Source organism: Microvirga lotononidis (assembly GCF_034627025.1).
Taxonomy (GTDB): Bacteria; Pseudomonadota; Alphaproteobacteria; order Rhizobiales; family Beijerinckiaceae; genus Microvirga; species Microvirga lotononidis.
The window spans coordinates 952368-978014 of the sequence record NZ_CP141049.1 but is presented as its reverse complement, the minus strand read 5'-3'; the positions used below and the strand labels follow the sequence as shown (position 1 = coordinate 978014).

The 25647-nt window shown below is 61.5% G+C and carries 20 protein-coding genes, 9 pseudogenes and 1 other annotated feature; of the genes and pseudogenes, 12 read left to right on the top strand and 17 right to left on the bottom strand.

Going from position 1 to position 25647, the window contains the following annotated elements:
- Positions 1–6: 6 nt before the first annotated feature.
- Genes nodB through U0023_RS28455 form a run of 3 tightly spaced genes read right to left on the bottom strand, consistent with a single transcriptional unit; the run spans position 7 to position 1798 of the window.
- A complete protein-coding gene (nodB, locus tag U0023_RS28465) occupies positions 7–666 on the bottom strand; it encodes a chitooligosaccharide deacetylase NodB (RefSeq protein ID WP_009489136.1) in 660 nt (219 codons plus the stop codon).
- Entirely contained in the window at positions 663–1292 is a 630-nt protein-coding gene (locus U0023_RS28460) for a NodA family N-acyltransferase (protein WP_009489137.1), read from the bottom strand. The genes nodB and U0023_RS28460 overlap by 4 nt, the downstream gene beginning before the upstream one ends.
- On the bottom strand, positions 1289–1798 hold the full coding sequence (locus U0023_RS28455; RefSeq protein ID WP_245272852.1) for a response regulator: 510 nt from the start codon (positions 1796–1798) through the stop codon (positions 1289–1291). The genes U0023_RS28460 and U0023_RS28455 overlap by 4 nt, the downstream gene beginning before the upstream one ends.
- A 568-nt stretch (positions 1799–2366) precedes the next feature.
- On the opposite strand from U0023_RS28455, the gene U0023_RS28450 reads away from it, so the two are divergent.
- On the top strand, positions 2367–2705 hold the full coding sequence (locus U0023_RS28450; RefSeq protein ID WP_322883812.1) for a helix-turn-helix domain-containing protein: 339 nt from the start codon (positions 2367–2369) through the stop codon (positions 2703–2705).
- 12 nt (positions 2706–2717) lie between these two features.
- Here U0023_RS28450 and U0023_RS28445 read toward each other — a convergent pair.
- The 8 genes and pseudogenes from U0023_RS28445 to U0023_RS28410 all read right to left on the bottom strand — a co-directional run.
- Positions 2718–2933 (bottom strand): annotated as a pseudogene (locus U0023_RS28445) (integrase core domain-containing protein); the annotation flags it as partial.
- Between the two features lie 16 nt (positions 2934–2949).
- Positions 2950–4020, bottom strand: coding sequence for an IS110 family RNA-guided transposase (locus U0023_RS28440; protein ID WP_009489085.1), 1071 nt, complete (start codon positions 4018–4020; stop codon positions 2950–2952).
- A 199-nt stretch (positions 4021–4219) separates the two neighbouring features.
- A pseudogene (locus tag U0023_RS28435) lies at positions 4220–4908 on the bottom strand (DDE-type integrase/transposase/recombinase); the annotation flags it as partial.
- Positions 4500–4627 (bottom strand) — a sequence feature (AL1L pseudoknot). (Overlaps the previous pseudogene by 128 nt.)
- Positions 4909–5071: 163 nt before the next feature.
- Positions 5072–5245 (bottom strand): annotated as a pseudogene (locus tag U0023_RS28430) (transposase); the annotation flags it as partial.
- Between the two features lie 490 nt (positions 5246–5735).
- Positions 5736–6740: pseudogene (locus U0023_RS28425) on the bottom strand (recombinase family protein); the annotation flags it as partial.
- Positions 6741–7038: 298 nt separating this feature from the next.
- Positions 7039–7684, bottom strand: a pseudogene (locus tag U0023_RS28420) (IS5 family transposase); the annotation flags it as partial.
- A gap of 182 nt (positions 7685–7866) precedes the next feature.
- Positions 7867–8364, bottom strand: coding sequence for an ISAzo13-like element transposase-related protein (locus U0023_RS28415; RefSeq protein WP_322883853.1), 498 nt, complete (start codon positions 8362–8364; stop codon positions 7867–7869).
- Positions 8365–8470: 106 nt separating this feature from the next.
- Positions 8471–9046 carry an ISAzo13-like element transposase-related protein gene (locus tag U0023_RS28410; protein ID WP_052600416.1) on the bottom strand — a complete coding sequence of 192 codons (576 nt, stop codon included), beginning with the start codon at positions 9044–9046 and terminating at the stop codon, positions 8471–8473.
- 939 nt (positions 9047–9985) lie between these two features.
- Here U0023_RS28410 and U0023_RS28405 point away from each other — a divergent pair.
- From U0023_RS28405 to U0023_RS28395, 3 genes and pseudogenes are all read left to right on the top strand, one after another.
- Positions 9986–10615 (top strand): annotated as a pseudogene (locus U0023_RS28405) (DDE-type integrase/transposase/recombinase); the annotation flags it as partial.
- A gap of 27 nt (positions 10616–10642) precedes the next feature.
- Positions 10643–10801 (top strand): annotated as a pseudogene (locus U0023_RS28400) (IS30 family transposase); the annotation flags it as partial.
- A 68-nt stretch (positions 10802–10869) separates the two neighbouring features.
- Positions 10870–11829: a LysR family transcriptional regulator gene (locus U0023_RS28395; protein WP_009489144.1), complete on the top strand. Its 960-nt coding sequence runs from the start codon at positions 10870–10872 to the stop codon at positions 11827–11829.
- On the opposite strand, the gene U0023_RS28390 is transcribed toward U0023_RS28395, so the two are convergent.
- The 5 genes from U0023_RS28390 to U0023_RS28370 form a co-directional block, all read right to left on the bottom strand.
- Positions 11811–11966: a hypothetical protein gene (locus tag U0023_RS28390; RefSeq protein ID WP_009489145.1), complete on the bottom strand. Its 156-nt coding sequence runs from the start codon at positions 11964–11966 to the stop codon at positions 11811–11813. The genes U0023_RS28395 and U0023_RS28390 overlap by 19 nt on opposite strands.
- A 199-nt stretch (positions 11967–12165) precedes the next feature.
- The gene (locus U0023_RS28385) at positions 12166–12879 is read right to left on the bottom strand and encodes an IS630 family transposase (RefSeq protein ID WP_154660895.1); all 714 of its coding nucleotides are present in this window, start codon (positions 12877–12879) and stop codon (positions 12166–12168) included.
- Positions 12863–13231, bottom strand: coding sequence for a helix-turn-helix domain-containing protein (locus tag U0023_RS28380; RefSeq protein ID WP_009489147.1), 369 nt, complete (start codon positions 13229–13231; stop codon positions 12863–12865). The genes U0023_RS28385 and U0023_RS28380 overlap by 17 nt, the downstream gene beginning before the upstream one ends.
- 197 nt (positions 13232–13428) lie before the next feature.
- Positions 13429–14811, bottom strand: a complete 1383-nt coding sequence (locus tag U0023_RS28375; RefSeq protein ID WP_009489148.1) for a sigma-54-dependent transcriptional regulator — start codon at positions 14809–14811, stop codon at positions 13429–13431.
- Positions 14808–16697 (bottom strand): sensor histidine kinase, encoded by a 1890-nt coding sequence (locus U0023_RS28370; RefSeq protein WP_009489149.1) that lies wholly within the window; start codon positions 16695–16697, stop codon positions 14808–14810. The genes U0023_RS28375 and U0023_RS28370 overlap by 4 nt, the downstream gene beginning before the upstream one ends.
- 233 nt (positions 16698–16930) lie before the next feature.
- Between U0023_RS28370 and U0023_RS28365 the strand changes: the two genes are divergently transcribed.
- The 8 genes and pseudogenes from U0023_RS28365 (at position 16931) to U0023_RS28330 (ending at position 25341) form a co-directional block, all read left to right on the top strand.
- Positions 16931–18355 carry a dicarboxylate/amino acid:cation symporter gene (locus tag U0023_RS28365; protein ID WP_009489150.1) on the top strand — a complete coding sequence of 475 codons (1425 nt, stop codon included), beginning with the start codon at positions 16931–16933 and terminating at the stop codon, positions 18353–18355.
- A 100-nt stretch (positions 18356–18455) separates the two neighbouring features.
- On the top strand, positions 18456–19484 hold the full coding sequence (locus tag U0023_RS28360) for an LLM class flavin-dependent oxidoreductase (protein ID WP_009489151.1): 1029 nt from the start codon (positions 18456–18458) through the stop codon (positions 19482–19484).
- 763 nt (positions 19485–20247) lie between these two features.
- Complete coding sequence (locus U0023_RS28355) at positions 20248–20457, top strand: hypothetical protein (protein WP_009489152.1); 210 nt, start codon at positions 20248–20250, stop codon at positions 20455–20457.
- An 87-nt stretch (positions 20458–20544) separates the two neighbouring features.
- Entirely contained in the window at positions 20545–20820 is a 276-nt protein-coding gene (locus U0023_RS28350) for a hypothetical protein (RefSeq protein ID WP_009489153.1), read from the top strand.
- Between the two features lie 60 nt (positions 20821–20880).
- Positions 20881–21909, top strand: coding sequence for an IS110 family RNA-guided transposase (locus tag U0023_RS28345; protein WP_040637926.1), 1029 nt, complete (start codon positions 20881–20883; stop codon positions 21907–21909).
- Positions 21910–22263: 354 nt separating this feature from the next.
- A pseudogene (locus U0023_RS28340) lies at positions 22264–23400 on the top strand (IS256 family transposase); the annotation flags it as partial.
- 62 nt (positions 23401–23462) lie between these two features.
- A pseudogene (locus U0023_RS28335) lies at positions 23463–23744 on the top strand (transposase); the annotation flags it as partial.
- Between the two features lie 220 nt (positions 23745–23964).
- Positions 23965–25341: an IS110 family RNA-guided transposase gene (locus tag U0023_RS28330; protein ID WP_009494075.1), complete on the top strand. Its 1377-nt coding sequence runs from the start codon at positions 23965–23967 to the stop codon at positions 25339–25341.
- Here U0023_RS28330 and U0023_RS28325 read toward each other — a convergent pair.
- On the bottom strand, positions 25338–25547 hold the full coding sequence (locus U0023_RS28325) for an LbetaH domain-containing protein (protein ID WP_009494076.1): 210 nt from the start codon (positions 25545–25547) through the stop codon (positions 25338–25340). The two genes, U0023_RS28330 and U0023_RS28325, sit on opposite strands and share 4 nt — an antisense overlap.
- Positions 25548–25647: the final 100 nt, after the last annotated feature.

The window sequence follows — 25647 nt, the reverse complement described above, 5'->3', positions numbered from 1 at the left end:
GCTTTTTCAGTAACGTTGAGGAAGCGAGCGGATTTCAAATCCACGGTCATGCAATGCTGGAATCAGACGGGACAGCGCCCTGACCGTCTGATCGCGCAGGCCGGCGCGAGTGCCCGGGTTCAACTCGTCGGGAGGGCACCCGTCGTGCAAGAGCACAATCACGCCCGGCCGGATAGAGCCAAGCACTGCATCGACAATCGCGTTGGCTCCGGGGCGAGACCAGTCGCGCGGGTCTGCCGACCAGTGTACGGGCGTCAGTCCAGCGCGCGCGGATGCAGTGAGCAGGTCTTCAGTCCAGATGCCAAACGGCGCGCGCATGTACCGCACGGAGGCCTGGGGGCACACCAGTTTAATGGTCCTGTTCGCCGCAAGTATTTCGTATTGTACTTCGTCGGGTTTGCATCTGGACGGATCCGGATGAGTCATCGTGTGGTTAGCGACCTCGTGCCCTTCCGCAACGATGCGTCGGATGAGGTCTCGCTGGGCTGCCGCGCAGGAGCCGATGACGAAGAAAGCCGCCGGCACTCGATGCTCCGCCAGCACGTCGAGGATCTTTGGTGTGAAAAGTGGATGGGGACCGTCGTCAAACGTCAGATAGACGCTACGATCTCCAGTGTTGACATCAAATGCACTCGGCACTTTGCATATATAATCCAGGTGTTTCACAGCCCCGGTCCGTTCCGATCAATGATCGTACCTGTCGGCCAATCGCTGATCGAGCGTCCAATCGGTAGAACCACGACGAGTACGTCCTCGACGCGCGTGGGCTGCAAGTTTAGATACACGTCTGGATGGGTAGACCGCACGCGAACCCCCGACACAATGGTCGCCAGACCGTGCCGGCCCAGCCTTGCAACATGCTTCTGCAGCGCGTGCCGAACCGTGCCGAAGCCGAATGGGACGCCCAGATCCTGCAGGACTGGATGCATGGCGCGGATTGCATGGCTGATTCCGAGCCCCTCAAGATCTGGACGGACGGCGTACAATCCTAGTTCAGCCACTAGCAGGTCGGCCGCGCCAACCTTGATGAAGCGGCGCAGCAAGCCCATATGAGCTGCTACACCACCCGAGTCGTAGCCGATTGCGCGGAGCTCAGGCCTCGCGCCAGCCCAGCTCCGATTGCCTTCGAATGGTTTTGCATTAAAGGCCCCAGTCGGTCCGTAGGTCTTTCGAAAGAACTCGGACAGGTCGATGTGATCGGAGAGTTGCAGCTCGTTTTCCCAGGCCAGCCTCCACCGCACCTGAGAGCGCCGTAAGAGAACTCCCGTAGCGCTGGATATGGCAATATTCATGTGCGCCTCTTCCGCGCTGTCTGGCATATCGGAGTGGAGTTGATGCATGGAAGCAACTCGCTGTCACTGAATGGCTTGCTCAGGTAATAGGACGCACCGGTTCGCAGCGCCCGCGCCCGCTGGTCGTCGCCGGATCGGCTTGTGACCAAAATGGTGGGAATGGCCTTTCCGGATGCAACCAGATGGTCGCACGGGTCGATCCCTGTCACCCGGGGCAACTGCATGTCCGCGATCAAGCAGGACGTGCTCCGAAGGCGGCTGGGTTTCAAGAACTCATCTGCACTCTGGCACAGTTCTGGGATGAAGCCCGCCGAAAAGAGGATGTCCGTCATCGCTTCGCGCCCTATTTGATTGTCATACACGATGGAGATTGCATCGGGTGCATGAGCCATCCGTACCAGATTCACCAACGGCTTCCCTGCATCTTCTGCACGTTTCCACTGCGATGGACATGGGATCCATTTGGCCGGGTGGCAGAAGCATTTGGCACCTGCGATCAGCAACACCCCATTCCTCGCGAAGCTAAAGCGGGATCGAGGGCTGGCTCAATTGTACGGAGGTATGTGGCTGATATCGAATGGTTTGGGAAAGCTATACGAAGGTTTGTAGCTAGCAAGCGCCTCCGCGACGTGGGGGGCGCTTGTCGTGTCGAGCGGGCGCGATGCAGTTTGCGCAGGCCGGAGAACGTGACTGCAATGGACATGCGCTTCGGTTGATGCTCGGGGTACAGCTGAGAATTTTTCCCGAGGGCAGGATTAAGATCGATAGCCATTCTAGTATTCCCGAGTTATAGGTGTCTAACCTGACCTTTGCTACTGGTTGTTCGGTAGCATTGTAAAATCCATTGTTTTGATGGCAGCAATCTACGCTATGGATGAAGTTATGCGCACCGTCCAAATCCTGCCGGCAGCCATCTGGTACTCAGAGATAAGTCACGCTCCAAAGAAAATAGCTTGCGTGCACTCAAAATCGTTAATCCCCTTGCTTGGGGCACCGTCGACTTATTGATCCGGCTTGGGTACTCTTGAAATCTGCTGCGGAAGACTCCAGTTTGGCTGGATGAAGCATATAGACATGCGCAAGCTGCCAGCAGCCGCGCAAGAGGAGCGCCGCCGGCAGGTGATCGGCCTGCGCGAGAGCGGCCTGACTTATGATGCCATTGCCGCGCAGGTGGGTCTGACGCGCACCGGCGTCTTCGATATCTGCCGCCGCTTCGCCGAGCAGGGCCAGGCCGGCTTGGCCAGCGGGCCGCGCGGCCCGGCCCCTGGCACAGGCCGGTTTCTCCAGGTCGAGCAGGAAGCGCAGGTCCGCGCGCTGATCCGCCGGCACACGCCCGACGAGCTGGGCCTGCCCTTTGCCCTGTGGAGCCGGGCGGCGGTGCGGGTGAACCGCGCCGGATTTTCCGGAGGCTAATTGGCTTGGATTCTATGCGGCCATCGGCGTGAGCTCAAGCTGGGCATAGTAGGTGGCTTCCGCCTCGGCGGGCGGAATGCTGCCGATGGACTCGAGCAGGCGCCGGTTGTTGTACCAGTCGACCCATTCTAGGGTGGCAAACTCAACCGCCTCAAACGAGCGCCACGGACCACGCCGATGGATCACTTCGGCCTTGAACAGGCCGATGACGGTTTCCGCCAGAGCATTGATGCTCCTATAGAGGTCAAGAGGTCGAAGGGACCGTCGTGGGATCCCTTCTGGCTCGGCAGAGATAGCCAAAGATCTCCCGCGCGACAAAGCGCTTGAGACAACGAATGATCTCCATCTTACCTTTACCCTCTGCCGTTCGTCGACGGACATAGTCAAGAGTTGGTGGATGGCTGCGCATTCTGATAATGACGACGCGATATAGAGCCGCGTTAGCCTGACGATGGCCACCGCGGTTGAGACGGTGACGTGAAGTCTTGCCGCTCGAGGCCGGAATGGGACAGGCGCCACACAGTTTGGCGAAGGCTGCTTCCGAGCGGATGCGCTCGGGATTGTCGCCGACGAGGATCAGCATCTCGGCAGCCGTACCGGTCGACATGCCATGAGCCTCCTTCAGGGTCGGCGCGCAGGCGGAGGTCAGAGCATCGAGATCGGCATCGTGGCTTTTGATCTCAGCATCGAGCATCAGCCAGCGCCGGGCGAGAGCGCGCAATGTTGCTTTGGCTGAGGCTGTTGGCGAAGTCATCGCTCCTGGTCTCAAGGCGGCTAAATGGCGGATCAGGGTCATTTTGCCGGTGAGGCCGTCAAGGCTCTCGCGCAAGGCAGCGGGAGCATTGACGATGATCGTCTTGAGGGTGACCATCGCCTGGGTGCGGCTCTTGACGGCGGTGTCTCGCGCCACCTTGAGATGGCGGATCATTTCCACGGAGCTGGTGCCCGACTTCGGAGCCGCCCTTGCCTGGCCGCTGAGAACGGCGCGGGCCGCGTTCTCAGCGTCAAGCGGGTCATTCTTGCCATGCTGGTGCCGGATCTGGCGATTGGGGCGGTTGACCTCGATGACATTGTGGCCTCTCTCCTGCAGGAAGCGTGCCAGGCCAGCCCCATAAGAGCCTGTCCCCTCGATCCCAAAGGCGCGAACGGGACCCAAGGACTGAGCCCAGCTCTCCATCTCGTGATAGCCTCTGCTGGTCACCGGCAGGGTCATTGCCCCAAGGCGGGCTCCCAGCCCGTTGATGGCGACGGCGGCGTGGGCCTCTTTGTGAGTGTCAATGCCGATGATGATCTCAGCAGGATCAGTCTTGCGCATTCCTCGTCCTCCGAAGGTAAGAACCTGACAGGTTCCTGCGAGCGGACAGGACTGTGATGGGACGAGACCCTCAAGCTCCTATCAAGTCACGCGACAGCAGACCGTCAGGTGCCGCCCGGAGGACCGACACGTCAATGCAATGACACGCAGTCAATCGTACGAAGGGTCAGGCCTTCCGAGCGGCTCTCACATTCTCACAGTCGTACGCGTCGCCAACACTGCCGACCGATGGCTCAATCCCCGCCTCGGCGAGGCGCTCGGTGTACTTCAGTGACACGTATTGAACCCCTCATATCGCTGTGGTGAATGAGGTTGGCTTGCCAGGGCTGCCGGTCATGGAGAGCTTGCTCGAGAGCATCGAGCATCGAGCATCGAGCTCGGCCCGAGCCGAGCGTGACGCACGCCAGCCCACGATCCGGTGGGCGAAGGCATCGATCACGAAGGCCACATAGACAAAGCCCGACCCGGTCGCGCGGGCAAGGGGCAGCGGCGTCGCTGACGGTGGTCCTACGGCAGATCGGCTGACCCCGTAGACCTCACGATGCTCGTCGATGAAGGCCTTCATGGCTTGAAGCGGCGGTCGAGCTCCGCCTGGGCAAAATACGCGCTGGCCTTGCGCAGGATCTCGTTGGCCTGGCGCAGTTCGCGTACCTCACGCTCAAGGGCCTTGATCTTCTCCTGCTCCTGGCTCGTCGGCCCGGGGCGAAGGCCCTGGTCGCACCCGGCCTGCCGCACCCAGTGGCGCAGCGTCTCGCGCGAGCAGCCGATCTTGGCCGCAATCGACAGGATCGCCTCATACTGGGAGGCGTACTCGTCGCGGTGCTCGAAAACCATCCGGACCGCCCGCTCGCGGACCTCTGGTGAATACGGGGGTGTTCGCTTCGTCATGGCTCCATCCTGTCAGGTGTTGGAGCCTCCGGGAATCCCGGGACGGTTCATCTCCTTCGACGAGGGGCTCGGCGTCGCAGGCCATCGAAGCGCCAAGCGTACTCCTCAATCGCGCAACGCACCTGATCCCAACAACGTTCCGCCACCAAACAGCTAGGGCCTGTTAGGACTTGATCCAGTCGAGGGCGGCGGCAAGGCAGAGAATGCCCATGAAGGACGCTGCGGTCTTCTCGTAGCGGGTTGCAACAGCCCGCCACTCTTTGAGCCTCGCCCAGAGGCGCTCGATAGTCTGAATGCAAATGACAAAACCGAGTGGCTTCACCGGCAGGGCTGGTCGGAATGGCATAGCGGATCTCGACCTGCCCATCGGTGACGATGACACGCACCACCAGCCACTCGATCAATTGCCGCTTCTGCTCCCAAGTCGCCTGCTCAAGCCCGACCCGCACCCGGCGGCAGAACCCGTCGATGCTCAGGCTCAAGCGGGTAATCTCGGTCTGGCGATCCACCTGGGCCTCCAGTTGCCGCACCTGGGCTTCGAGGGCCTCTTTGGCCTGGTCCAAATCACGCCGGCGCCGCCGGAGTTCTTCAAGCCCGAGCACGCCGGCCAGATAAGCTTCCGTGAGCCGCTCAATCTGCTGCTGAAGATGGGTCTGGCCGCGCCGGAGCACCTCCCGGCGCGCCTGCAGTTCCTGGGGCAGCCAATGTCCCCCGTGCGCCCGCTCCAGGGCGAACCGGATCGACTCCGGATGGGTGAGCACCTGACATAAGTCGCTCCAGACGAGGTCATCGACTTGCTCGGCCGGGATGAAGCGGGAGGGGCATCGGGTCTCCCGATAGGACTGCCGCGGCGACTGCTTGCCGCGGCAGCAATAATAGCAATAGCCGGATGGCAAGCTGCGGCCCAAACACGACAATCCACATATCCCACAGCTGACAAGGGCGCGCAGCAGATAGCGATGGGCCGTGTTGTTGCGGCGGGCAAATTGTCGGTTCTGGGCGATCTTGGTCTGCACGCGATCAAATTGCTCCTGTGTGACGATCGCCGGAACGTGTGCCACGGCGATCCACTCCTCCGGCGGGCGCACGCGGTAGGGGGCAGCCTGAATGCGACCAGCGTACACCTGTCCGGCGTAGACGGGGTTGGTCAAAATGGCCCGTAAGGTCGTCACGTTCCAGCGCCCCTGCACCCGCGGCGGCGGCACGGCATCCTGCTGCAGCTTCTTGGCCAGCCCGAAGAGACTGTGGGCCTCGTCCGCGTACCAGCCATACATCTCGGCCACCGCGGCAGCTTCAGCCCGATCGAGCCGGACTCCGGCCGGATCCCGCGGTCGCTCGGGATCCACCCGATAGCCGTAGGGTGGGCGCGTCCACGGCATCAGGATTCCGGCCTGCAGCTTGCGCAAGCGACCACGGCGCATGCGCTCGGCAATCAAGCTGCGCTCATACTCGGCCACGGCCCCACGAATCTGCAGCAGGAGTTGATCATGCGGATCCTGGCTCATCGGCCGGTCGAGGAACTCGACCTGGCATCCGGCGGCCGTGATCTCCTCGAGCAGGAGGACTTGATGCACATAATTGCGCGCGAGCCGGTCTGGCGCCGTGATCAGAACCCGATCGAGTTCGCGCAGAGCCGCGCGGTCGCGCAGCCGCTCCAGACCTGGCCGTGTGAGTTTGGCGCCGCTATAGCCATCATCGCGGAAGATGTGCTCCGGGGCGACGCTCCACCCCTGCTGACGGGCGTGAGCCTGCAGGCGATCAATCTGCTGAGCGAGCCCGTCGGCCTGCGCCTGGCGCTGGGTGGAGACCCGTGCATAGACCCCGGTCCTCATGGTTCACCTCCCGTGCGGGAAGCTCGGGGCCGACCGGAACCGCGGCGTCTTGGGACACCTGCGTCCAGGCCATCAATTGCTGATAGGTCCGATCCCACCGGCTCTGCCCGTCCGGATGAGGCTGGCATGTCCGGTGCATCCGCCACTTCCTCATTGTTGCCTCCTGTCGCAGACAAGTTCGGCAACGAAGGGCAACCCGACGAACAGGTCCGGCGCAAGTGCAACGGCATCCGCCACCAACTCAACCTGAGCTGTCCGAAGCGACTTAGGCAGAATTTGTCATTTGTGATCAGACCATCTCGACAACATTGCGGTTGTTGTAGATCCACTCGGGGCATGCCACCGGCGCCTCATGGCGCCGCGGTGGGATAGCGGGTCGTGCGCCGATGCTCCAGATGTGCTCACGAAAACCATGGCTGGTGTAGCCGCGATCGGCCACAACCCACATTGGCACGTCCGGCAGGCTGTCCAGCAGAGGAATGGCGTGCGGCAGCTCATGCGCCTGACCGGGGGCGATGCGGAACGCGACGGCGCGTCCGAGACCGTCCGCGATCACGCAAACCTTGGTGCCATAGCCGCCACGAGAGCGGCCAAGTGCTTCACGATGGTCTCGCTCAGCTTGAGAGCCCCTTTTCGGCGAGCTCCGGCGGCCTTCTGATGCGCCCGCACGCTGCTGCCGTCGAGGAACGTCATTCCGAGCTGGATGCTGTGCTCCTGCACCAGGAGACGCTCCCAGACACCCCGACGCGCCCAGCGGATGAAGGTCTGAGCCGCGCGCCACCACGGCCCCAGCTCAGCGGGGACGGACCGCCCTTTGGCACCATTCTCATGCCGCCGAGCATGGCCTCAATGGTCCGTCGTAGATCCTGCGGCGGTGTCTTGCCCTTGGGACGGCACTGTTCCACCAAAGGCTCCAGCATCGCCCACTGTGCGGCCGTCAGCATGGCTCCTCCTCAGATCAGGACGAGCAAAACGCCCTCAGACGCAATGAGTTCATGCGCTAACAGCGCCTTAGCGGCAGCCCTGTGCGATAGCAATCACATCAAAGTATAGGTGTCCTCATCCAGTGGGCAGAATGCTGTCGCACCTTAGGGCTTGGCAGCCAACTATTTGCCAATTCAGGTTATCAAGTTCGCGGCGAGAGCGTGTAGACGGCATGCGGCCTCAGGTGGAGGCGACGCATGACCTCGTCGGAGACCCGCTCCCCGGTCTCATTGCCACCACGCTTGAGGCGAGCATTCACCCGCAGCCCGGCTGCCGTGACGGTTCCGGCAATGTAGCGGACCATCGTCGCAAAGGTCCGCAGCGGCACGCCAGCCCAGTTCAAGCTGATGAAGCTGAAGAGCCGGTGCTCAATTGGGTTCCACTTCGAGCAGCCGGTGGGATAGTGACACACCGTGACCTCGAGCCCGCAGGCATCGCAGAGCTGTTCTTGCAACTGGGCTTTCCAAACTCGGGAGCGGCAACTGTTCGAGCCGCCCGCATCGGCCAGGACGAGGAGACGCCCGGCTTCTGGAAAGCGCTTCTGTCCTTCGCTCTCCCACCAGTCACTGATCGCCTCAACGGCAAAGCGCGGGGTGTCAAAGCAATCGCCGATGCACACATAGCCGCTGTTGGTTGTGATCTCGTAGATGCCGTAAGGAATGGCCTGACCGACTGCATCCTGCGGCTAGTCGTGCACCAAGACCGGCTCGGCTCTCCGGCACCACGTCTGGCCCGGGTTCTTGAAGTCACCGACCAATTCCTTTTTTTTTCGAATCCACGCTGATGATCGGCTCACCTGTGGCTGCAAACTGCGCGCGCTGTTCGGCGATGTGCTGGAATTGCGCATCGCGCTCAGGCGGCGTGCTGTGCGCCTCGGTACGCCGTGCATTGGCTTTGGGCGAGTAGCCCAATTGGCGCAGCAGGCGCGCCACCGTGGGGCGGCTGGCCGGGTGTCCTGCGACGGCAAGCTCATGGCTCAGATGATGCAGAGAACTCCGCTTGGCTTTGGCGTGCCGACCCATCGGGTCACCCGCTGTCTCGCCTTCGAGCAACTCCTCCAAGGTCTGTGGGAGTTCAGGATCCTGGACCTCTCGGGTGGGACGGCCACCACCGGCGACCCGCACGCGCTCGGTGGGGCGGTCAACAAGCCCGGCCTCGAGTTCGCGACGGCCGCGCCGGATGGTATGGGGGCTCAAGCCCGTGATCTGGGCAAGCCGCTGAGTGCCGCCCCAGCCGATCCGCATCGCCTCAAACGCGATAAACCACCGGCGCTGCTGTTCGTCGAGCCGGCTGGCAAGCAGGTTGATCTGCCGATGAAGCATGCGGTCCGGATGGGGCTTGCGCGAGTGACACTTGGGGCATCCACATGGGTGAAGGGAGGGTAGCGACATCGGCAGCTCCGTTCAGAACGGATGGTCCTTGTTCCAACAACGCACCAGTTGCCCATTTGGGCAGGTTGTTGCCTGCCAAGCCCTTAGTAGATCCGAGCTGGGTTATGGCGCAGACAGTTTGTTTCAGAGTTTTAGCTACTATGATTGAAATCCCGACAACGGAGGACGTGGTGTTCAACGGCAAGCATTTTGATTGTTCGGCGATTCTGCTCTGCGTCCGGTAAAGCGATGCTTATGCGAGGATCCCTTCGCAAAAGGCTGACCACATGCGGCCCCAGGGTCCGTTCTCAGGAACACCCCTGAGGTTAGGCTCTGGCACTTCTCGGAAGGGCGTCGTCACATCAAAGTGTTTTACGTACGCATACTGCCCCTCGCGCGGATGCCCGATTGTGCGTTTTCAAGGACTTAGGCAGGCGAGGCCCGCGCCGGAAAGGCCTTTACTTGGTTGATGTGACATCCCCGCTTATACCCCGCGCATCGCCAGCCCATACCAACGTGTAATCCAATCAGCCACGCGGATAATTGGCGTGGAGTGCTGCCGCAATCATCATCGCCTTATGTCGGCGTAACTCTGTGCGGCTGCGGGTGAAGGCGCTCGTGATCACTGAGGGCGCGATGCCGACCCGGCCGAGCGTCGGTCTTAGGGAAAAGGAGGCTTCGATGCGGCGTGCCGAAATCTGGGCGGCCTTCTATAACGCCTTAGCTGTCGTGATGACGATCGTTGTCATCGCGGCCCTCTTCTACTCCCTCCCTGCTAGGGCCGAGGAGGGACACTCTGATGAGCATCAGATAGCGCACGGCGCCTATCATCACCTCTATAACGGCATCATGCGCCCGGATGTCAAAAACTCGAGCTGTTGCAGTGAGCAGGGTCGTCCTGCGCCTAATCACAAGCGGGTCTATCGAGTGATGAAGGCCCATGACCTCCTGCTGCAGCGCCATGCTGGCGGAGCTGAGACACGTTGGCACGACGGGCGTGTTGCCGTGGAGCGCTCCAGTCTGCGCTGGTGCTCGGATAGGTTCGAGATCGGCTGCGCCAATGGCGAGACGGTGCGGGTGGCGTTTGCACTCGACTGCTGTGATCGCGAGGTGCTGGGGCATGTGGCCACGACCGAAGGACTCACGGGCGAGGACGTGCAGGATCTGATGATCACGGCGGTGGAGCCTCGCTTCGGGTCCGTGAACCGGCTGCCGGAGACCATCGAAGGGCTCTCCGACAACGGCTCGGGCGACATCGCGCATGACACGAAGAGCCTGGCGCGGGAGATGGGGCTGGAGCCGCGCACCACGCCGGTGCAGAGCCCGCATAGCAACGGCCTGGCCGAAGCCTTCGTACGGACGATCACGCGTGATGACGTCCGGGTAAACCCGATCCCGGATGCGAGAACGGTCATGGAAAGCCTTCCCTTATGGTTCGAGCATGACAACAGCCTTCACCCGCACAAGGCGCTCGGCGATCGTTCCCCGCGTGAGTTCATCGCCTCACGTCAACCGGGATGATCTGTCCGATCTTTCGGGGCAACAACAACCAATGGTCTGCTGCGCCAGTACTTTCCAAAGGGGACCGACCTCAGCGCGCATAGCGTCGATGACATCTCAGCTGTGGCACTGGCCCTCAATACCATGCCGCGAAAGGCCCTTGGCTGGAGAACCCCTGCCGAGGCCTTGGACCAGTATCTGCGATGAGCTAAAATTTCACCGTTGCGACGACCGCTTGAATCCGCCCACATCCATGCTATGGATCACTGCACACCATGCGTTTCAAGGGCCTTGATCTCAATCTCCTCGTCGCGCTCGATGCTCTGATGACCGAGCGTAACCTCACGGCGGCGGCACGCAGCATCAACCTGAGCCAGCCGGCCATGAGCGCGGCCGTCGGCCGGTTACGCGCCTATTTCCGCGATGAGCTATTCACGATGAGGGGCCGTGAACTTGTCCTAACACCGCGTGCGGCAGGGCTCGCCCCCGCAGTCCGCGAGGCTCTGCTGCACATCCAGCTCTCCATCATTTCCTCGGACCGGTTCAACCCAGCCCAATCGGAGCGCCGCTTCAGGATCATCCTTTCCGATTTCATGACACTCGTATTTTTTAGAAAGGTCGTGGAGCGTGTTGCCCGGGAAGCTCCCGCCGTCAGCTTCGAATTGCTGCCTCTCGACGATGACCCCGATGAGCTTCTCCGGCGCGGTGACGTCGATTTTCTAGTCCTTCCGGAAGTATTCATGTCGAGCGTGCATCCTAGAGTGGCACTGTTTGACGAGAAACTTGTGTGTGTAGGTTGCCGCATGAACAAGCAGCTACCGCGGCAGCTTACATTCGAGAGATACATGTCGATGGGGCACGTTGCGGTCAAGTTCGGACGGACACGGAAGCCCTCCATCGAGGAATGGTTTTTGCTCGAGCACGGATTCAAGAGACGTCTTGAGGTCGTGGTGGACAGCTTTAGCATGCTCCCACCCGTGCTATCAGGCACCAACCGTATAGCAACCATGCCCTTACGGCTGGTTGAGCATTTCGCAAAGACGATACCCCTGCGGATCGTTGAACTGCCGCTGCCACTTCCCGCATTCACCGAAGCCGTCCAATGGCCTGCCCTTCACAATAATGATCCAGCAAGCATCTGGATGCGAGAGATACTATTACACGAGGCATCCCACATGGCTTACCCGCGTGAGGCCACGGGACAGCTCAGGCATTCCTATACCACCTCGGCGTGATTGCCACCCCGCTTGATCTTGCGACGGCAGGCGATCTTCCCTTCGGCATCGAAGCCGACAAGGGAGAAGACGTCTTTGCCGATGTCGATGCCAATCATCGTAAGGGTCGGAAATAAATTCTCTATCTCGGGCTCCATGGCTGCTTCTCCCGTTGTCGCGGGTACCAGCCTTTGCCGAGTACCCGCCGGGGGAAGCAGCCGGTCCATCCCATTAGTGGACCGTTGTTCCGAAGCGAGCGAGCTGCAGCCCCAAAATGAGAAGAAAATACCTGGCCAGAAAGCCAATATTGCCGTCGGCGCTTCGGTCTGGCGGTTATATTTCAGGGATTATACCCGCTCACGGAATTTCTGACGTGGTCAGATAAGGATAAGCAGTAAGTGTCGTGAGCCGACCCGCCTCATCAAGAAGCCTGGTCCAGGCGCGGCAGACGGCCTCCAGGACAGCCCCATCGTCGTCCAGCACGCGATGCGAGAGATCCCGCTCACGCAGATAGAGCCAGATCCGCTCCACCGGGTTCAACTCGGGCGAGGCCGACGGCAATGACAGGAGCGTGATGGACGCGGGCACATGCAAGGCCCGCTCGTCGTGCCAGCCGGCCTGATCCAGCACGAGCACCGCATGCACGCCCGGCGCAAGCTGGCGCGAGAAGTGCTCCAGAAGCACCGTCATCGCGTCGGCGTGCACTCGCGGTAGCGCCAGCGCGAAGGCCTCGTCCGTGCCCGGACGGCAAGCGGCCAACAGATACAGCCTCTCGAAGCGCCGGTCGACCACGCCCGGCGGGCGCACCCCGCGCTCATCCCAGACCCGGGTGGTCCGGCCCTTCTGGCCCAAGCGCGCCTCGTCCTGACACCAGAGGTGAAGACGTGCGTCAGGATGCTCCGCCGCGAAGGCCTGAAGCTTTGATGGGAGCTGATTGTTTGAACGCCGCCTGTGCGGCCGGATGGCCCTTCGGGGGCGAGGGCCGTGTCTTCTGACGCGACTAGTCGAGCCGCTTGAGCACGCGGGAGAGACCCCATTGGCTGTCGCGGACGCCCTAAGTCCGCTCGACATAGTCACACAGATCAACCAGGCGCCAGGCGCTCACCCCATCGCGCTCCGGCTGGGGTCCGCGCAGGAGGGGCGCCCTGAGCGCGGGCTGCTGGCCGGGAGTGAGGTGTTCCGGGCGACCCGAACGGGAGCGGTCATGCAGGCCGTCAGTGCCTGCGGCATGGAAGCGTTGGATGGCATCGTGCAGGGCCTGGCGCTCCATGCCGGCGAGCCGGGCCGCCTCGGCGCGGGTCAGGCCCTCCAGCGCATTGGCAATGGCCAAGAGCCGCAAGATCGCCCTGGGATCCCTCTCGCGGGCGGCCCGCTGGCGTAAGTCGCACGGTGAGTAGTCCTGGCGGATCCGGAGGGCAGCCATGCTGATCCCCATCAACAGCACCCGGCGATCAGTGAATCACGTCAGGAACTCCATCGCAAACCCGAGTCAGAACTTCAGTGGATGGGTATTACAGTAAGGGTTGAGGCAAAATAGCGTGGCATTCGGCACAAGCGGCTTTAACTATTCCAATGCGCTGGCGTCAACACATCATCGCAGCCTTTCCGCGATGTGCAAGTTCAAGAAGGTTTCGAACACTCGCGATTCTTTCGATAATCGGCCGAGTTTATCCCGTGGCGTTTCAATTTATCGAAGAAAGTTTTGCGAGGGACTCTAAGTGTTTCGATCACTTGTTGCATATCGCCGCGATGTTCCTGCAAGGCTTCGTGAATTACAGTTGCTTCGTAACGGCGCACCTTTTCAGCAAGACTTAGGCCTGGTGCGGTCCCGCATTCTTGAGTCGATACAACCGAGGTTTCCAATGCCGGTTCGAGCCCCAGGGCGACGCGGTCGGCAAAATGAACGAGTTCGCGAACATTGCCGGGCCACTTGTGGCCCATGAGATGGTCGCGCACGGCCGCGGTCATCTCCCGCACCGGCTGGCCGAAGCGTTTCGATGCGCGCTCCAGGAAATGGCCGAAAAGCGCCGGAATGTCTTCGGGGCGCTCGCGAAGCGGCGGGATGCGTAACGTCACTACGTTCAGCCGGAAATAGAGGTCTTCCCGGAAATCTCTGCGGGTCGCTGGATCGCCGAGATCGACCTTCGTCGCGGCGACGACACGAAGGTCGATGCTTCGGGTTTCATTGGTGCCGAGCGGCGTGATCTGCCGGGCTTCGAGCACCCTGAGCAGCTTCACCTGAAGCGGGGGCGGCATAGACTCGATTTCATCGAGGAAGAGCGTCCCACCGTTTGAATGCTCGATCCGCCCGATCCGGCGCCTCTGTGCTCCCGTGAAGGCGCCTGCCTCATGTCCGAAAAGCTCGCTCTCGATGACGCTTTCCGGGAGCGCGCCGCAATTCAACGCGACAAAGGGTTTCGCGTGCCGGTTGCTCCACCGGTGCAGCAGCGCGGCGACCACCTCCTTGCCGGTGCCTGTTTCACCTTCCACGAGGACGTCCACATTGGTATCGGCGATTTGGCGGAGCGTTCTGCGCAACCGCTTCATGGCCGGCGCCTCGCCGATGAGCGGCATATCGCCGGCGGATCGGGCGACCGCGTCCTTTAGACGCCTGTTTTCCAGAACCAGGTGCCGTTTCTCCGAAGCACGATGCAGCGTCTCTAGAAGTCGCTCCGTCGCATATGGCTTCGGGATGAAATCGTAGGCGCCGCCCTTGATGGCCGCGACGGCCAACTCGACATCGCCATGCCCAGTGATGAGGACGACTGGAATATCCGGGTCGATCGCCTTCACCCGCTCGAAGAGCTGGAGCCCGTCCATTCCGGGCATGCGAATGTCGCTCACTACAGGCCCCTCGAAATCCTTATCTATCGTGGCGAGCGCCGTCTCGGCCGAGCGGAAAAGGATCGGAAAGAAGCAGGCAAGCTCCAGCATCTGCTTGGTTGCCCGTAGCAGATCCTCGTCATCGTCCACAAAAATAACTGGTCCTTTTTCCGCACTCATGCCGCACGCCTCAGTTCGACCGTGAAGGAAGCTCCTTTCTCATGGTTCGTATCGAGCCGCAATGAGCCGCCGAGCTCCCGTGCGATCTCTTCTGAAATGACCAGGCCAAGACCGAGGCCTTTTTCCTTACTGGTGGTGAACGGCATGAAAAGGTTCCGGCGGATGTCGGGGGCAAGGCCGGGACCGTTATCCCGGACGGAAATGGCAACCATTTCTTCCTTCGCGGTGAGCGCGATCTCGACCTGGGGCTCCGGTTGGTCCTCTAAGGCGTCGAGCGCATTCTGAAGAAGGTTGACGAGGATCTGCTCCAACCGGATGCGGCTTGCCATCACCATTGGAGACGAGTCGGTCCGCTTTCGTTCGATCATCACCCCGGAATCGCGGATTCGGCCTGACAGGAGCGACAGCGCACCATCAATCGCCTCTTCCGCTGGTAACGGCCATATCGCTCCGGTCGCGCGGCGGGAGAAGGACCGCAGTGTTTCTGTGATTGACCCGATCCTGCCGGTCATGGCGACGATCGAGCTCAAATTCCCAGCGGTGTCTTGCGACCGGCCGTTCTGAAGAAGGCGCGCGGCACTTTCAGCATAGGTTCGGATCGCTGCCACCGGCTGGTTGATCTCGTGGGCGACCCCGGCCGCGATCTGCCCAAGAATAGACAGCCGGTTCGCCTGAGCGAGTTCATCACGCAGGCGGCGCACCCTCTCCTCAGCGTTCTCGCGCTCGGCGATCTCGTGCGCGAGCGCTTGGTCCGTGCGGCGGAGATCCGCCGTGCGCAGATTGACGCGGTACTCGAGTTCGGTATTTATGCGCGCAAGTGCTTCCTGCCGCTGTCGGATCGCCCGCCGCCGTCGGACAATGACGAAAACGACGAACCCAAGGAGAATCAGGGCAAGCAGTGTCGTTACGCGGCCCGTTATGGCCGCCGAAGAAATCTCAGCGTCAGCAGGAATGAGCAGGGACAGACGCCAGCCCGGAACTGCTTTACCGAGATCCCGCGAAACCGCAACGAAGCCGGCTGATCTGCCCGCAGGACTTGCGGTGACCATGTTGCCGCCACGCTGGGAAAGCGGCACCGGCTTGAAAGTCGCGCCTGATAGCTGCAGATGATCGCGGGTGGTTTCCGTCTCCTCTTCGGAAAGAGGTGAGAGATCGCCAAAACGCCATTGGGGCACGCTCGTCGCAAGGACAGCGCCGCGCTCATCCGTCGTGAAGACCACGAAGCCGCTCTCCCTCCAGCTCGACTCGACCCGGTCGAGCTCCACCTTCACCACGACCACGCCGAGCGGACCCTCCGACCCGTCAACCCGGCTCGCCAGGTATAGGCCCGGGCGCGCGCTGGTCGTGCCGAGCGCATATTGCGTGGCCGTGCCATTTGCCATCGCCTCGGTGAAGTAGTGGCGGTAGCGGTAGTCGTTGCCGACGAAACTGGTCGGCTCGCCGGCGTTGCTCGCAGCAACCGCTATGCCCTCGGTGTTGATGACATAGACCACGGAAGCCGTGGCATCGCGGGCAATGCCGCGAAGCTTGTCGTCGAGCGCGGCTTCCTTGGCAGAGCTCGGACTGCAAAACATCTCCTGAACCGCACCGTCGCGGGCCAGGATCAGCGGAATCAATCTCTGCTTCTCGACGTCCGCTTTCAAACTGTCGGCTACAAGCGGGAGCGCGGCAAGCGCACGGTTGCGTAGGGCATACTCCGCTCCGGCGCCAGCGATCTGGCCCGTTGCAAAGACGACAAAACCGAGGGCCGCACCAAGAAGTGCGAGCAAAACCGCAAGCCAGAGAGATCGACCGGCGGCCGATCTGCCAGGGAACATCAATGGGGCATGCTGCAAGGTGCCCTTGTCGATGCCGTCTTCTGCCACCGCATTCTCCAGACCGGCCATTGGCGAATCTTAGTGCGGGATTCCGCCACGGGGAAGGCAGCCAGTGCGGAAATCCGCACAAGCGTACTGCACAAGGCTTCCGAAATACCTGAGAACCGCGCGATTCGCTCGTTGTTTGGTTTGGCATGGCTCTTGCAGTTGACATCGCAGCCGCGTTCGACCGGAGCGCCGAGACGGGAGAAAACCGGGGAGGGACGAAGAGCCCGCCCCAATCCGGCCAGGGAGAGAAATCCATGTTGACCCCACAAGCCCACAGCGCAAACCTTGTGCCCCGCAAGCGCTTTCATGCCCAGCTTTACGTGCAGGTGCTTGCCGCAATCATCCTCGGCGTCGCACTCGGTCATTTCTATCCGGGAATTGGTGAAAGCCTGAAACCGCTCGGCGATGCCTTCATCAAGCTCGTCAAGATGATCATCGCGCCCGTTATATTTCTGACCGTTACGACCGGCATTGCCGGCATGAACGATCCCCAGAAGGCCGGCCGGGTCGTCGGCAAGGCGATGGTCTACTTCCTCACCTTCTCGACGCTCGCCCTGATCGTCGGCCTCATCGTCGCCAATGTCATTCAGCCGGGCGCCGGCCTCAACATCGATCCGGCCTCGCTCGATGTCCAGGCCGTGAATACTTATGCCGCCAAGGCCCACGAGCGGTCCGTGACGGGCTTCCTGATGAACATCATCCCGGTAACGATTGTCGGCGCCTTTGCGGAAGGCGACATCCTGCAGGTGCTGTTCTTCTCCGTCCTCTTCGGGATTGCGCTGGCGATGGTCGGAGAGACGGGCAAGCCGGTCATTTGCTTCCTCCAGGCGCTCACCGCGCCCATCTTCAAGCTCGTCAGCATCCTGATGAAGGCGGCACCGCTCGGCGCTTTCGGCGCAATGGCCTTCACGATCGGCAAGTATGGCCTCGGCTCGATGATCAACCTCGCGCTGCTGGTCGGGACATTCTATATCACGGCCTTCTTCTTCGTGTTCGGGGTTCTCGGCGCGGTCTGCCGCTACAATGGCTTCTCGATCTTTTCTCTCATCCGCTACCTCAAGGAAGAGCTGCTGCTGGTCCTCGGAACATCGTCTTCGGAGGCCGCGCTGCCCTCGCTCATGGAGAAGATGGAGAAGGCCGGCGCCAAGCGCTCGGTGGTGGGCCTCGTCATCCCGACCGGATATTCCTTCAACCTGGACGGCACCAACATCTACATGACGCTGGCGGCCCTTTTTATCGCCCAAGCGACGAATGCGGATCTGTCAATCAGCGATCAGGTTCTCCTGCTGCTCGTTGCGATGCTTTCCTCGAAGGGTGCGGCAGGTGTCACAGGGGCCGGCTTCATCACGCTGGCCGCTACGCTCTCCGTCGTGCCGAGTGTTCCGGTTGCTGGCATGGCTCTGATCCTTGGCATCGACCGCTTCATGTCCGAATGCCGGGCGCTGACGAACTTGATCGGTAACGCGGTGGCATCGCTTGTGGTTGCCCGCTGGGAAGGCGAACTCGACCAAGCGCAGCTGGGAGCTGCCTTGCGCGGCCATCAGCTTACCGAGACCGAGACCGGCCACCCGCCGATCCCGCACCCGCCGAGTAGGGTCGCGCATCGCAACCTGCAAAATCGCCAGGCTGGTCACAAGCACTGCAGAACCGACCCGCAGGCGCCGAATAGCGCCTCGTGAACCGATGACATCAGAAGCGCGAAATGCAGTGACTGCAAACTCCTGTGCACCCCCTGAACAAACGTACGTCAAAAGCCTGCGCGAACTTGGAGATAACTGAGTGAGACACGTCTCTCCTTCGAAGTTAACCTGCGGCATCTTCGATCATCTGGATGATGGCGGCGGCGACATCGCCCGACAATACGCAGCTCGCCTGACCTTAGCGGAGGCGTGCGATCACCTTTGTTTCTATGCATACCATCTTGGTGAGCACCACTGTACCCCGCATGGGAGAGGTCCATCGCCGAACCTCTTCCTATCGAGTGTTGCACAGCGGACACAGCGACTTCGTGTCGGCCCGTTAGTAATGCTGCTTGTCCTTTCTCATCCGCTGCGTGCGTTTGAAGAGATCTGTATGCTGGACCAATTGAGCGGTGGCAGGCTCGAGCTGGGTATCGGACGCGGCTCTCTCTCGATCGAGCTGGGTTACTTCGGAATTGGGGCGGAGGCGGCGCCAGGCCGCTACGCGGAAGCCAGCGAAATCCTTACTGAGGCGATGAAGGGCGGCACGCTGTCCTATCAAGGCCACCATTTCGAGCTGAACGGCGTTCCTTTGACGCTAGGACCCCATCAGCGTCCACATCCGCCGATATGGATCACCACCAATCAACCCGAGACCGCAGGCTGGGCCGCTGCGAATGGCGCAAATATCGCCTGCGTAGGACCTTCCTCTTCTCTTCGAAGAATTACTGAAGCCTTCCGCGCCAATCGAGAACACAAACCTGACGCGGACCATCAAGCGCCATTCCTTGGATTGCTCCGCATGGTCGTGATTGGGAATTCTGACATACACGCCTACTCGCTCGCAGCACCTGCTTACGAACGATGGCTCAAGAGCTTTAAAGACCTTTGCGACCAAAATGCTATCCCGACTCCCCCAAACCTGCCGCTGACCTTCGATGCAGCAGTCGAGAGTGAATTGTGTGTAGCAGGAACGGCAGTTTCTGTGCGACAAACTCTTCTCAATCAGCTGGAAGTGGCAGGTGCCAACTACCTTCTTTGTCAACTCGCATTTGGGAACCTGCAACTAGATGCTTCTCTACACACCGCAAACGCGATTCAAGCCGAAATCATGGATCGAATTGGCTGACGATGAAATTCGCTATCCGACTTTGGAGATCAAATCGTCGTGGCGACGCTCCTCGACACTCTCCAAGCAGCCTGCGGGGATGACCATGTCACTATAAGGCGGGATTGATGTGGCAGTCGAATGCTCAAGCGCGTGCGACGTGGAAGGGACGGGCAAGGTCGGGAGGGAGGTCAAAGTGCCGAGCGAGCCCGCGGCACTGGCTGCCTGGCTTGGATCGCTGGGATCGAAGCCTGAGCGGATCGGCCTGGAGACGGGACGTTGTCGCAAGCGGCCTGTGATCTCCAAGCGCGAGGAACCCGGCATCTTGGCGTTACGAGCGGAAGGCGCTGCTGCCCACCGGCGAACTTAACTCAGCATCGGCAAACTCGAGCGTGCAGAGCGTGAAACCAGCAAGCTCATTTGGACGCGGCTGCATCAATAACAGTGACTCTTCTACTTGTCCAAACTCTCAGCAACAGCGAGTCGTTTGTCCATTTCAACGACGGAAGGGGAAACCTAACATGGACGTAGATACGAATCGAGAAGTCTCATTGGAAAAGCTCGAAGCGTTGCGCGAGTCAGTAAGTCCTGGCTCACTAAGCTCGCCACCGACTGCTACATCAAACGCCGGCGGAATGGACGCCACCGCCTCGGCGAAGTTGTCTGCGGCCCGCTACAGCATGCGACGAAGTAGACGCAAGAAGCCGCGAAGAGCGCCGCCTACGAGCCATCCGCCGAGTCCCCCGTTGAGGAGATTGACCGACGCAGCGCACGCCGTGCTGGGATGCTGATCGACGTTGAGCAACACGGCGCGATTGTCGATGAGGTCTTCGGCGTGCCCAAGTCGACCACTCTGGCGGCCCCGTCGATGATAATGCGCGAATCCGGCGCTAAGGGCGATGCGATCGTGTTCGACGCGCTGAACAAATGTTCAAACGATCTCGTTCGGCTTACCGATTCATCAATGAGATCGACCGACTCGGCGTTCTTGTGATGGCCGGCGAACTCGAACTTGCTGTGCCTCTTTACAAAGATACTACATGGTACTTACCTTCCCATCGTTCATACGAATGGAGCACCGATGCCCACTATCATTGCGGAACTCGTGAGACTTGCCCTATCACACGGACTGTCTGACAGCAGCCTCGACGAGAGAGTTCACAATGCCGCCTCATCGGCAGCCGCGGCCGCCAACAACGACGGCCTGCCCGGTCAGATCGCCTTTCTGATCAGCCAGATTGGCGTCGGCGAGACCTGCAAGATCATCGGAGTCCCAATGCCTGATTCCAGCGACATGCCCGAGATCAGTGCTCCGAGAGTTATTTCGGAACCTGATGGAGTGGATGCCCCCTCCTGACGGCATCACAATGTGCCAAGGTGGTGATCTGAGGATCATTCACAAATGGAGAGGGCATCCGTGACAGACGTTAACATCATTGGTCTCGACCTTGCAAAGCGTGTCTTTCAGGCGCACGGCGCCCGCGCCGATGGGAGCGTGGCCTTTCGCCGGAAACTGACCCGCCAGCAGGTTCTGACGTTCTTCTCCAAGCAGCCACGTTGCATTGTTGCGATGGAGGCCTGCGCCACAGCGCATGACTGGGGCCGCGAACTTCAGGTTCTCGGGCATGAAGTGCGGCTCATCCCGCCGGTCTATGTAAAACCTTTCGTTAAGCGCCAGAAGAACGACGCGGCGGACGCAGAGGCCATCGCCGAGGCGGCGGCACGCCCGACCATGCGGTTCGTCACAGTCAAAACCGAGGAACAGCAGGCGCGAGCGATGGTCTTCCGCACGCGGGATCTTCTCGTGCGCCAACGCACGCAGCTGATCAATGCGCTGCGGGGGCATCTCGCCGAGCACGGCGTCGTCGCGCCACAGGGAACAGCCAAAGTGAAGCTGCTCAGCGATGTGATCGAGGACGTCAACACGACCCTTCAGCCACTGGTCGTCGAACTCGGTCGCCTCTATCTCGACCAGATCGCAGCCCTCGACGGCAAGATCGCGGATCTCGAGAGGGTGTTGAAACGCGAGGCCGCGCGTGGGGTGACGACGTCACGCCTGCAGACCATGCCCGGGATCGGGCCGATCACCGCAATGGCGATCGAAACCTTCGCACCGCCGATGGAGAGCTTCAGACGCGGACGCGACTTCGCCGCCTGGCTCGGGCTTGTCCCGGTCCAGCACTCCACCGGCGGCAAGCAGGTGCTCGGGCGCACCTCGAAGATGGGCCAGCGTGATATCCGACGTCTGCTCATCATCGGCGCGATGGCTGTCGTCAAGAGCGCAGGGCGCAAGAGCGCGCCGGAAGGCTCCTGGCTTGCCCGCATGCTGGCGCGCAAGCCGAGGATGCTCGTGGCCATTGCGCTGGCGAACAAGATGGCGCGGTCCGCCTGGGCCATGCTGACGAAAGGCGAGGACTTCAGAGTTCCGGCAGCAACGGCGTCGTGATCGGGAGATCCGGCATCGATCCTGCCGGTGCGTCAGGCGTGTGAGGAGGTCGAGGAACAGTAAGGGCAAAACGATCGGTCAGATCGGGAGCAGGAAAAGCATTATCACCCAAAGAGCTTCGCGCTCGGGAATTTGATCTGCACCTGCTCCGCGTATCTCCATACCGGCCAGCGGCATGATCATGGCCGCAACAGAAGGCCTGATACATGACCGCACCCGATCACATGCCGAAGCTGTTCAGAAATCCCTTGCGCGAACGGGGGCATCCATACATGGGTGATGACGGATTGAGAAAGGCGACGTATCGAGGCGGGTGTCGAGCCTGCCAGAACCTCTCCAGGAGAGCGATACGTCATGAACGAGACTACCAGCATTGTCCGCCTTCGTCAGCCCGACACGATCGACGATCCCCTGACCGATCTTCTCCGAGCCGGCGCGCGCAAGCTGCTGGCCCAAGCCATCGAGAGCGAGGCCGAGGCTTATCTGGCCAGCATGCGCGATCTCAAGCTGCCGGACGGCCGCGAGCGCCTGGTCCGGCACGGGCATGGCCCCGAGCGCATGCTCCAGACCTGCATCGGCCCGGTGGCGGTCCGCCGGGTCAAGATCCGCGACCGCGGCGCCACGGATGATGCCGACCGCATCCGCTTTACCTCGGCGATCCTGCCGAAATGGGCGCGGCGCACCAAAAGCTTGGATGCGCTGCTGCCGATCCTGTACCTGCGCGGGCTCTCGACCGGCGACTTCCAGGAGGCGCTCTCCGCCCTGCTCGGCCAGGATGCGCCCAACCTCTCGCCCTCGGTGGTCACCCGACTCACGGGCGAATGGCAGGGCGAGTACGAGCGTTGGCAGGCCCGCGATCTCTCGGCTCGGCGCTACGTCTATGTTTGGGCCGACGGCGTCTACCTGCAGGCCCGGATGGCGGACCAGGCTGAATGCATCCTGGTGCTGATCGGCGCCACCCCGGAGGGCAGGAAGGAGCTGATCGGCTTCCAGGCCGGCGTGCGCGAGAGTGCCCAGAGCTGGCGCGAGCTGCTGGTCGAGATCAAGCGGCGGGGTCTGTCGATTGCGCCTCACATTGCTGTGGGAGACGGAGCGCTGGGCTTCTGGAAGGCGCTCGACGAGCTCTTTCCCGGCACGCATCATCAACGCTGCTGGCTGCACAAGACCGCGAACGTGCTCAACAAGGTGCCCAAGTCCGTGCAGCCCGGCATGAAGGGGGCCCTGCGGGAGATCTATCTCGCCCCGACCCGCGCTCAGGCCGAGGTCGCCCTCGATCTGTTCGAGGACGCCTATGGCGCACGCTATCCGAAGGCGGTGGAGTGCCTGCGCAAGGACCAGCGGGCGCTGCTAGCCTTCTTCGACTGGCCGGCTGAGCACTGGATCCATCTGCGCACGACGAACCCGATTGAGAGCGTGTTTGCGACCGTGCGGCACCGCACCGTGCGCACCAAGGGCGCGCTGTCTCCAACGACTGCTCGCCTGATGGTGTTCTGATCTTCCCTCGCTTTGACGGACACCTCTGATACGCTCCTGCGGGAGCGGGAAGGTGTTTGATGACGAAGACGAGGCGAGAATTCACCCCCGAGTTCAAGCGAGAGGCCGTTGCCCTGCTGGAGAGCAGTGGCCGCCCAACCATGCAGATCGCGACCGAGCTGGGGATCTCCCCATCCATGCTGCGCAACTGGCGGGCTCTTGCCCATGGAGCTGCGCCCCGGTCCAGGGCCGCTCCCACGCCGTTGCCAGCTGGCAGCGCATCCCCGGCCGATCAGGCGGCGGAAATCGCCCGGCTGCGCCGTGAACTCGATCGCACCCGGATGGAGCGGGACATCTTAAAAAACCGTCGCGGACTGGGTCCGCCTGTGGGGTCAGAAACAGCTTGCTGGTAGTCTGTTGCCGGAGGGGAGCGGCCGTTCGCTTATTGGTGGCGCATGACCCCGTTAAAAAACATGGTCCATGGACTGTTGCGCGCTTGAGAGTGGTGACGCCCCAGGGTGATCCCGGTTAGGAAGTTGACCTTTGGCGCAGTCCAGCCCCTCCCACCCTAAGGAGGAGCCGATGAGACGCAAACGAGAAGCCGGCAAAGATCGCCAGAGCCTGCCGGTGGTTCACCCCCATGCCGCCGCCATCGATGTCGGGGCCACGATGCACATGGCGGCCGTGGGACCCGACTGCGCTGACGAGCCTGTCCGCAGCTTCGGGACCTTTACCGCCGACCTGCACCGGTTGGCCGACTGGTTCGAGGTTTGTGGCGTCACCTCCGTCGTCATGGAATCGACCGGGGTTTACTGGATCCCGGTCTTCGAGATCCTGCAGGACCGCGGCCTCGAGGTGTTTCTGGTCAATGCCCGTGACGCCAAGCAGGTGCCCGGACGCAAGACGGATGTGAAGGATGCGCAATGGCTCCAGCGCCTCCATGCCTATGGCCTGTTGCGCGCCAGCTTCCAACCCAAAGCCGAGATTGCCGAACTGCGCGCGTATCTGCGCCAGCGTGAGCGCCTGCTCGAGTATGCCGCCTCGCATATTCAGCACATGCAGAAGGCGCTGACCGAGATGAACCTGCAGCTGCATCACGTGGTCAGCGACATCACCGGCGCCACAGGCATGCGCATCATCCGTGCCATTCTCGCCGGGGAACGTGATCCGGCAGTCCTGGCGAACTTAAGAGACGTTCGGTGTCACTCCAGCTCCGAGACGATCGAGAAGGGGTTGACGGGTCATTATCGCGCCGAGCATCTGTTCGCGCTCGAACAGGCGCTGGCGCTGTACGACACCTATCAGCACAAAGTGGCGGCGTGCGACCAGAGGATCGAAGCCGTTCTCAAGTCGCTGAGCCCCCATAAGCCCGATTCCGCTTCCTTGCCGCCTCCTCGCCGACGCATGAGCCGCCAGCCCAATGAGCCGAGCTTCGATCTTCGTGGCGCCCTCTATGCGATTCTGGGCCAGGACCTGACCCGGATCCACGGCCTAGGGCCGTCCTTGGCACTCAAACTGATCGCGGAGTGCGGAACGGATCTGACGGCTTGGCCCAGCAGCAAGCACTTCACCTCCTGGCTCTGCCTCGCGCCCGGCAATAAGATCTCCGGGGGCAAGGTGCTCTCCTCCCGAACGCGCCGGTCAGGCAGTCGGGCGGCGGCCCTTCTGCGGCTGGCGGCCGTGACGATCGGCAAGACGGAGACGGCACTGGGTGCCTTTTACCGGCGCCTGTCGACGCGGATCGGCAAGGCCAAAGCTGTGACTGCAACCGCTCGTAAGATTGCAGCGCTGTTCTACAACGCCCTGCGCCATGGCATGGATTACGTTGATCCGGGAGCGTCGTACTATGAGGAGCGGTATCGAAAGCGGGTGATCGATAACTTACACCGCCGCGCCAAGGCGTTTGGCTTCGTGTTGCAGGAGGTCGGTGTCGTCGCACCCGCGGGAGCTGTTTCTTAGGAAAGCCGCTGCACGACGGTCTTTGCTGGCAGGATAGTGCCAGGCGCAAGAACGGCATTGGAGCCAATGCGACAGCCATCCCCCACGATGGCTCCGAACTTCAGGGCACCAGTTTCAATCGAGGTGCCCTCATAGAGGATCACAATAGTCGGATCAGGCAGCTCGTTGCGATGGTTGGCAAGAATTGAGCCTGCCTCAAGGTTCACGTCTGTCCCGAGAATGCTGTCTCCAACAAAGTTGAAGTGGGCTAGCCGCGGAGATAGCGTCGTAAGTTGGGGACGGCATGAAGGGATGAAGCGGCGTATC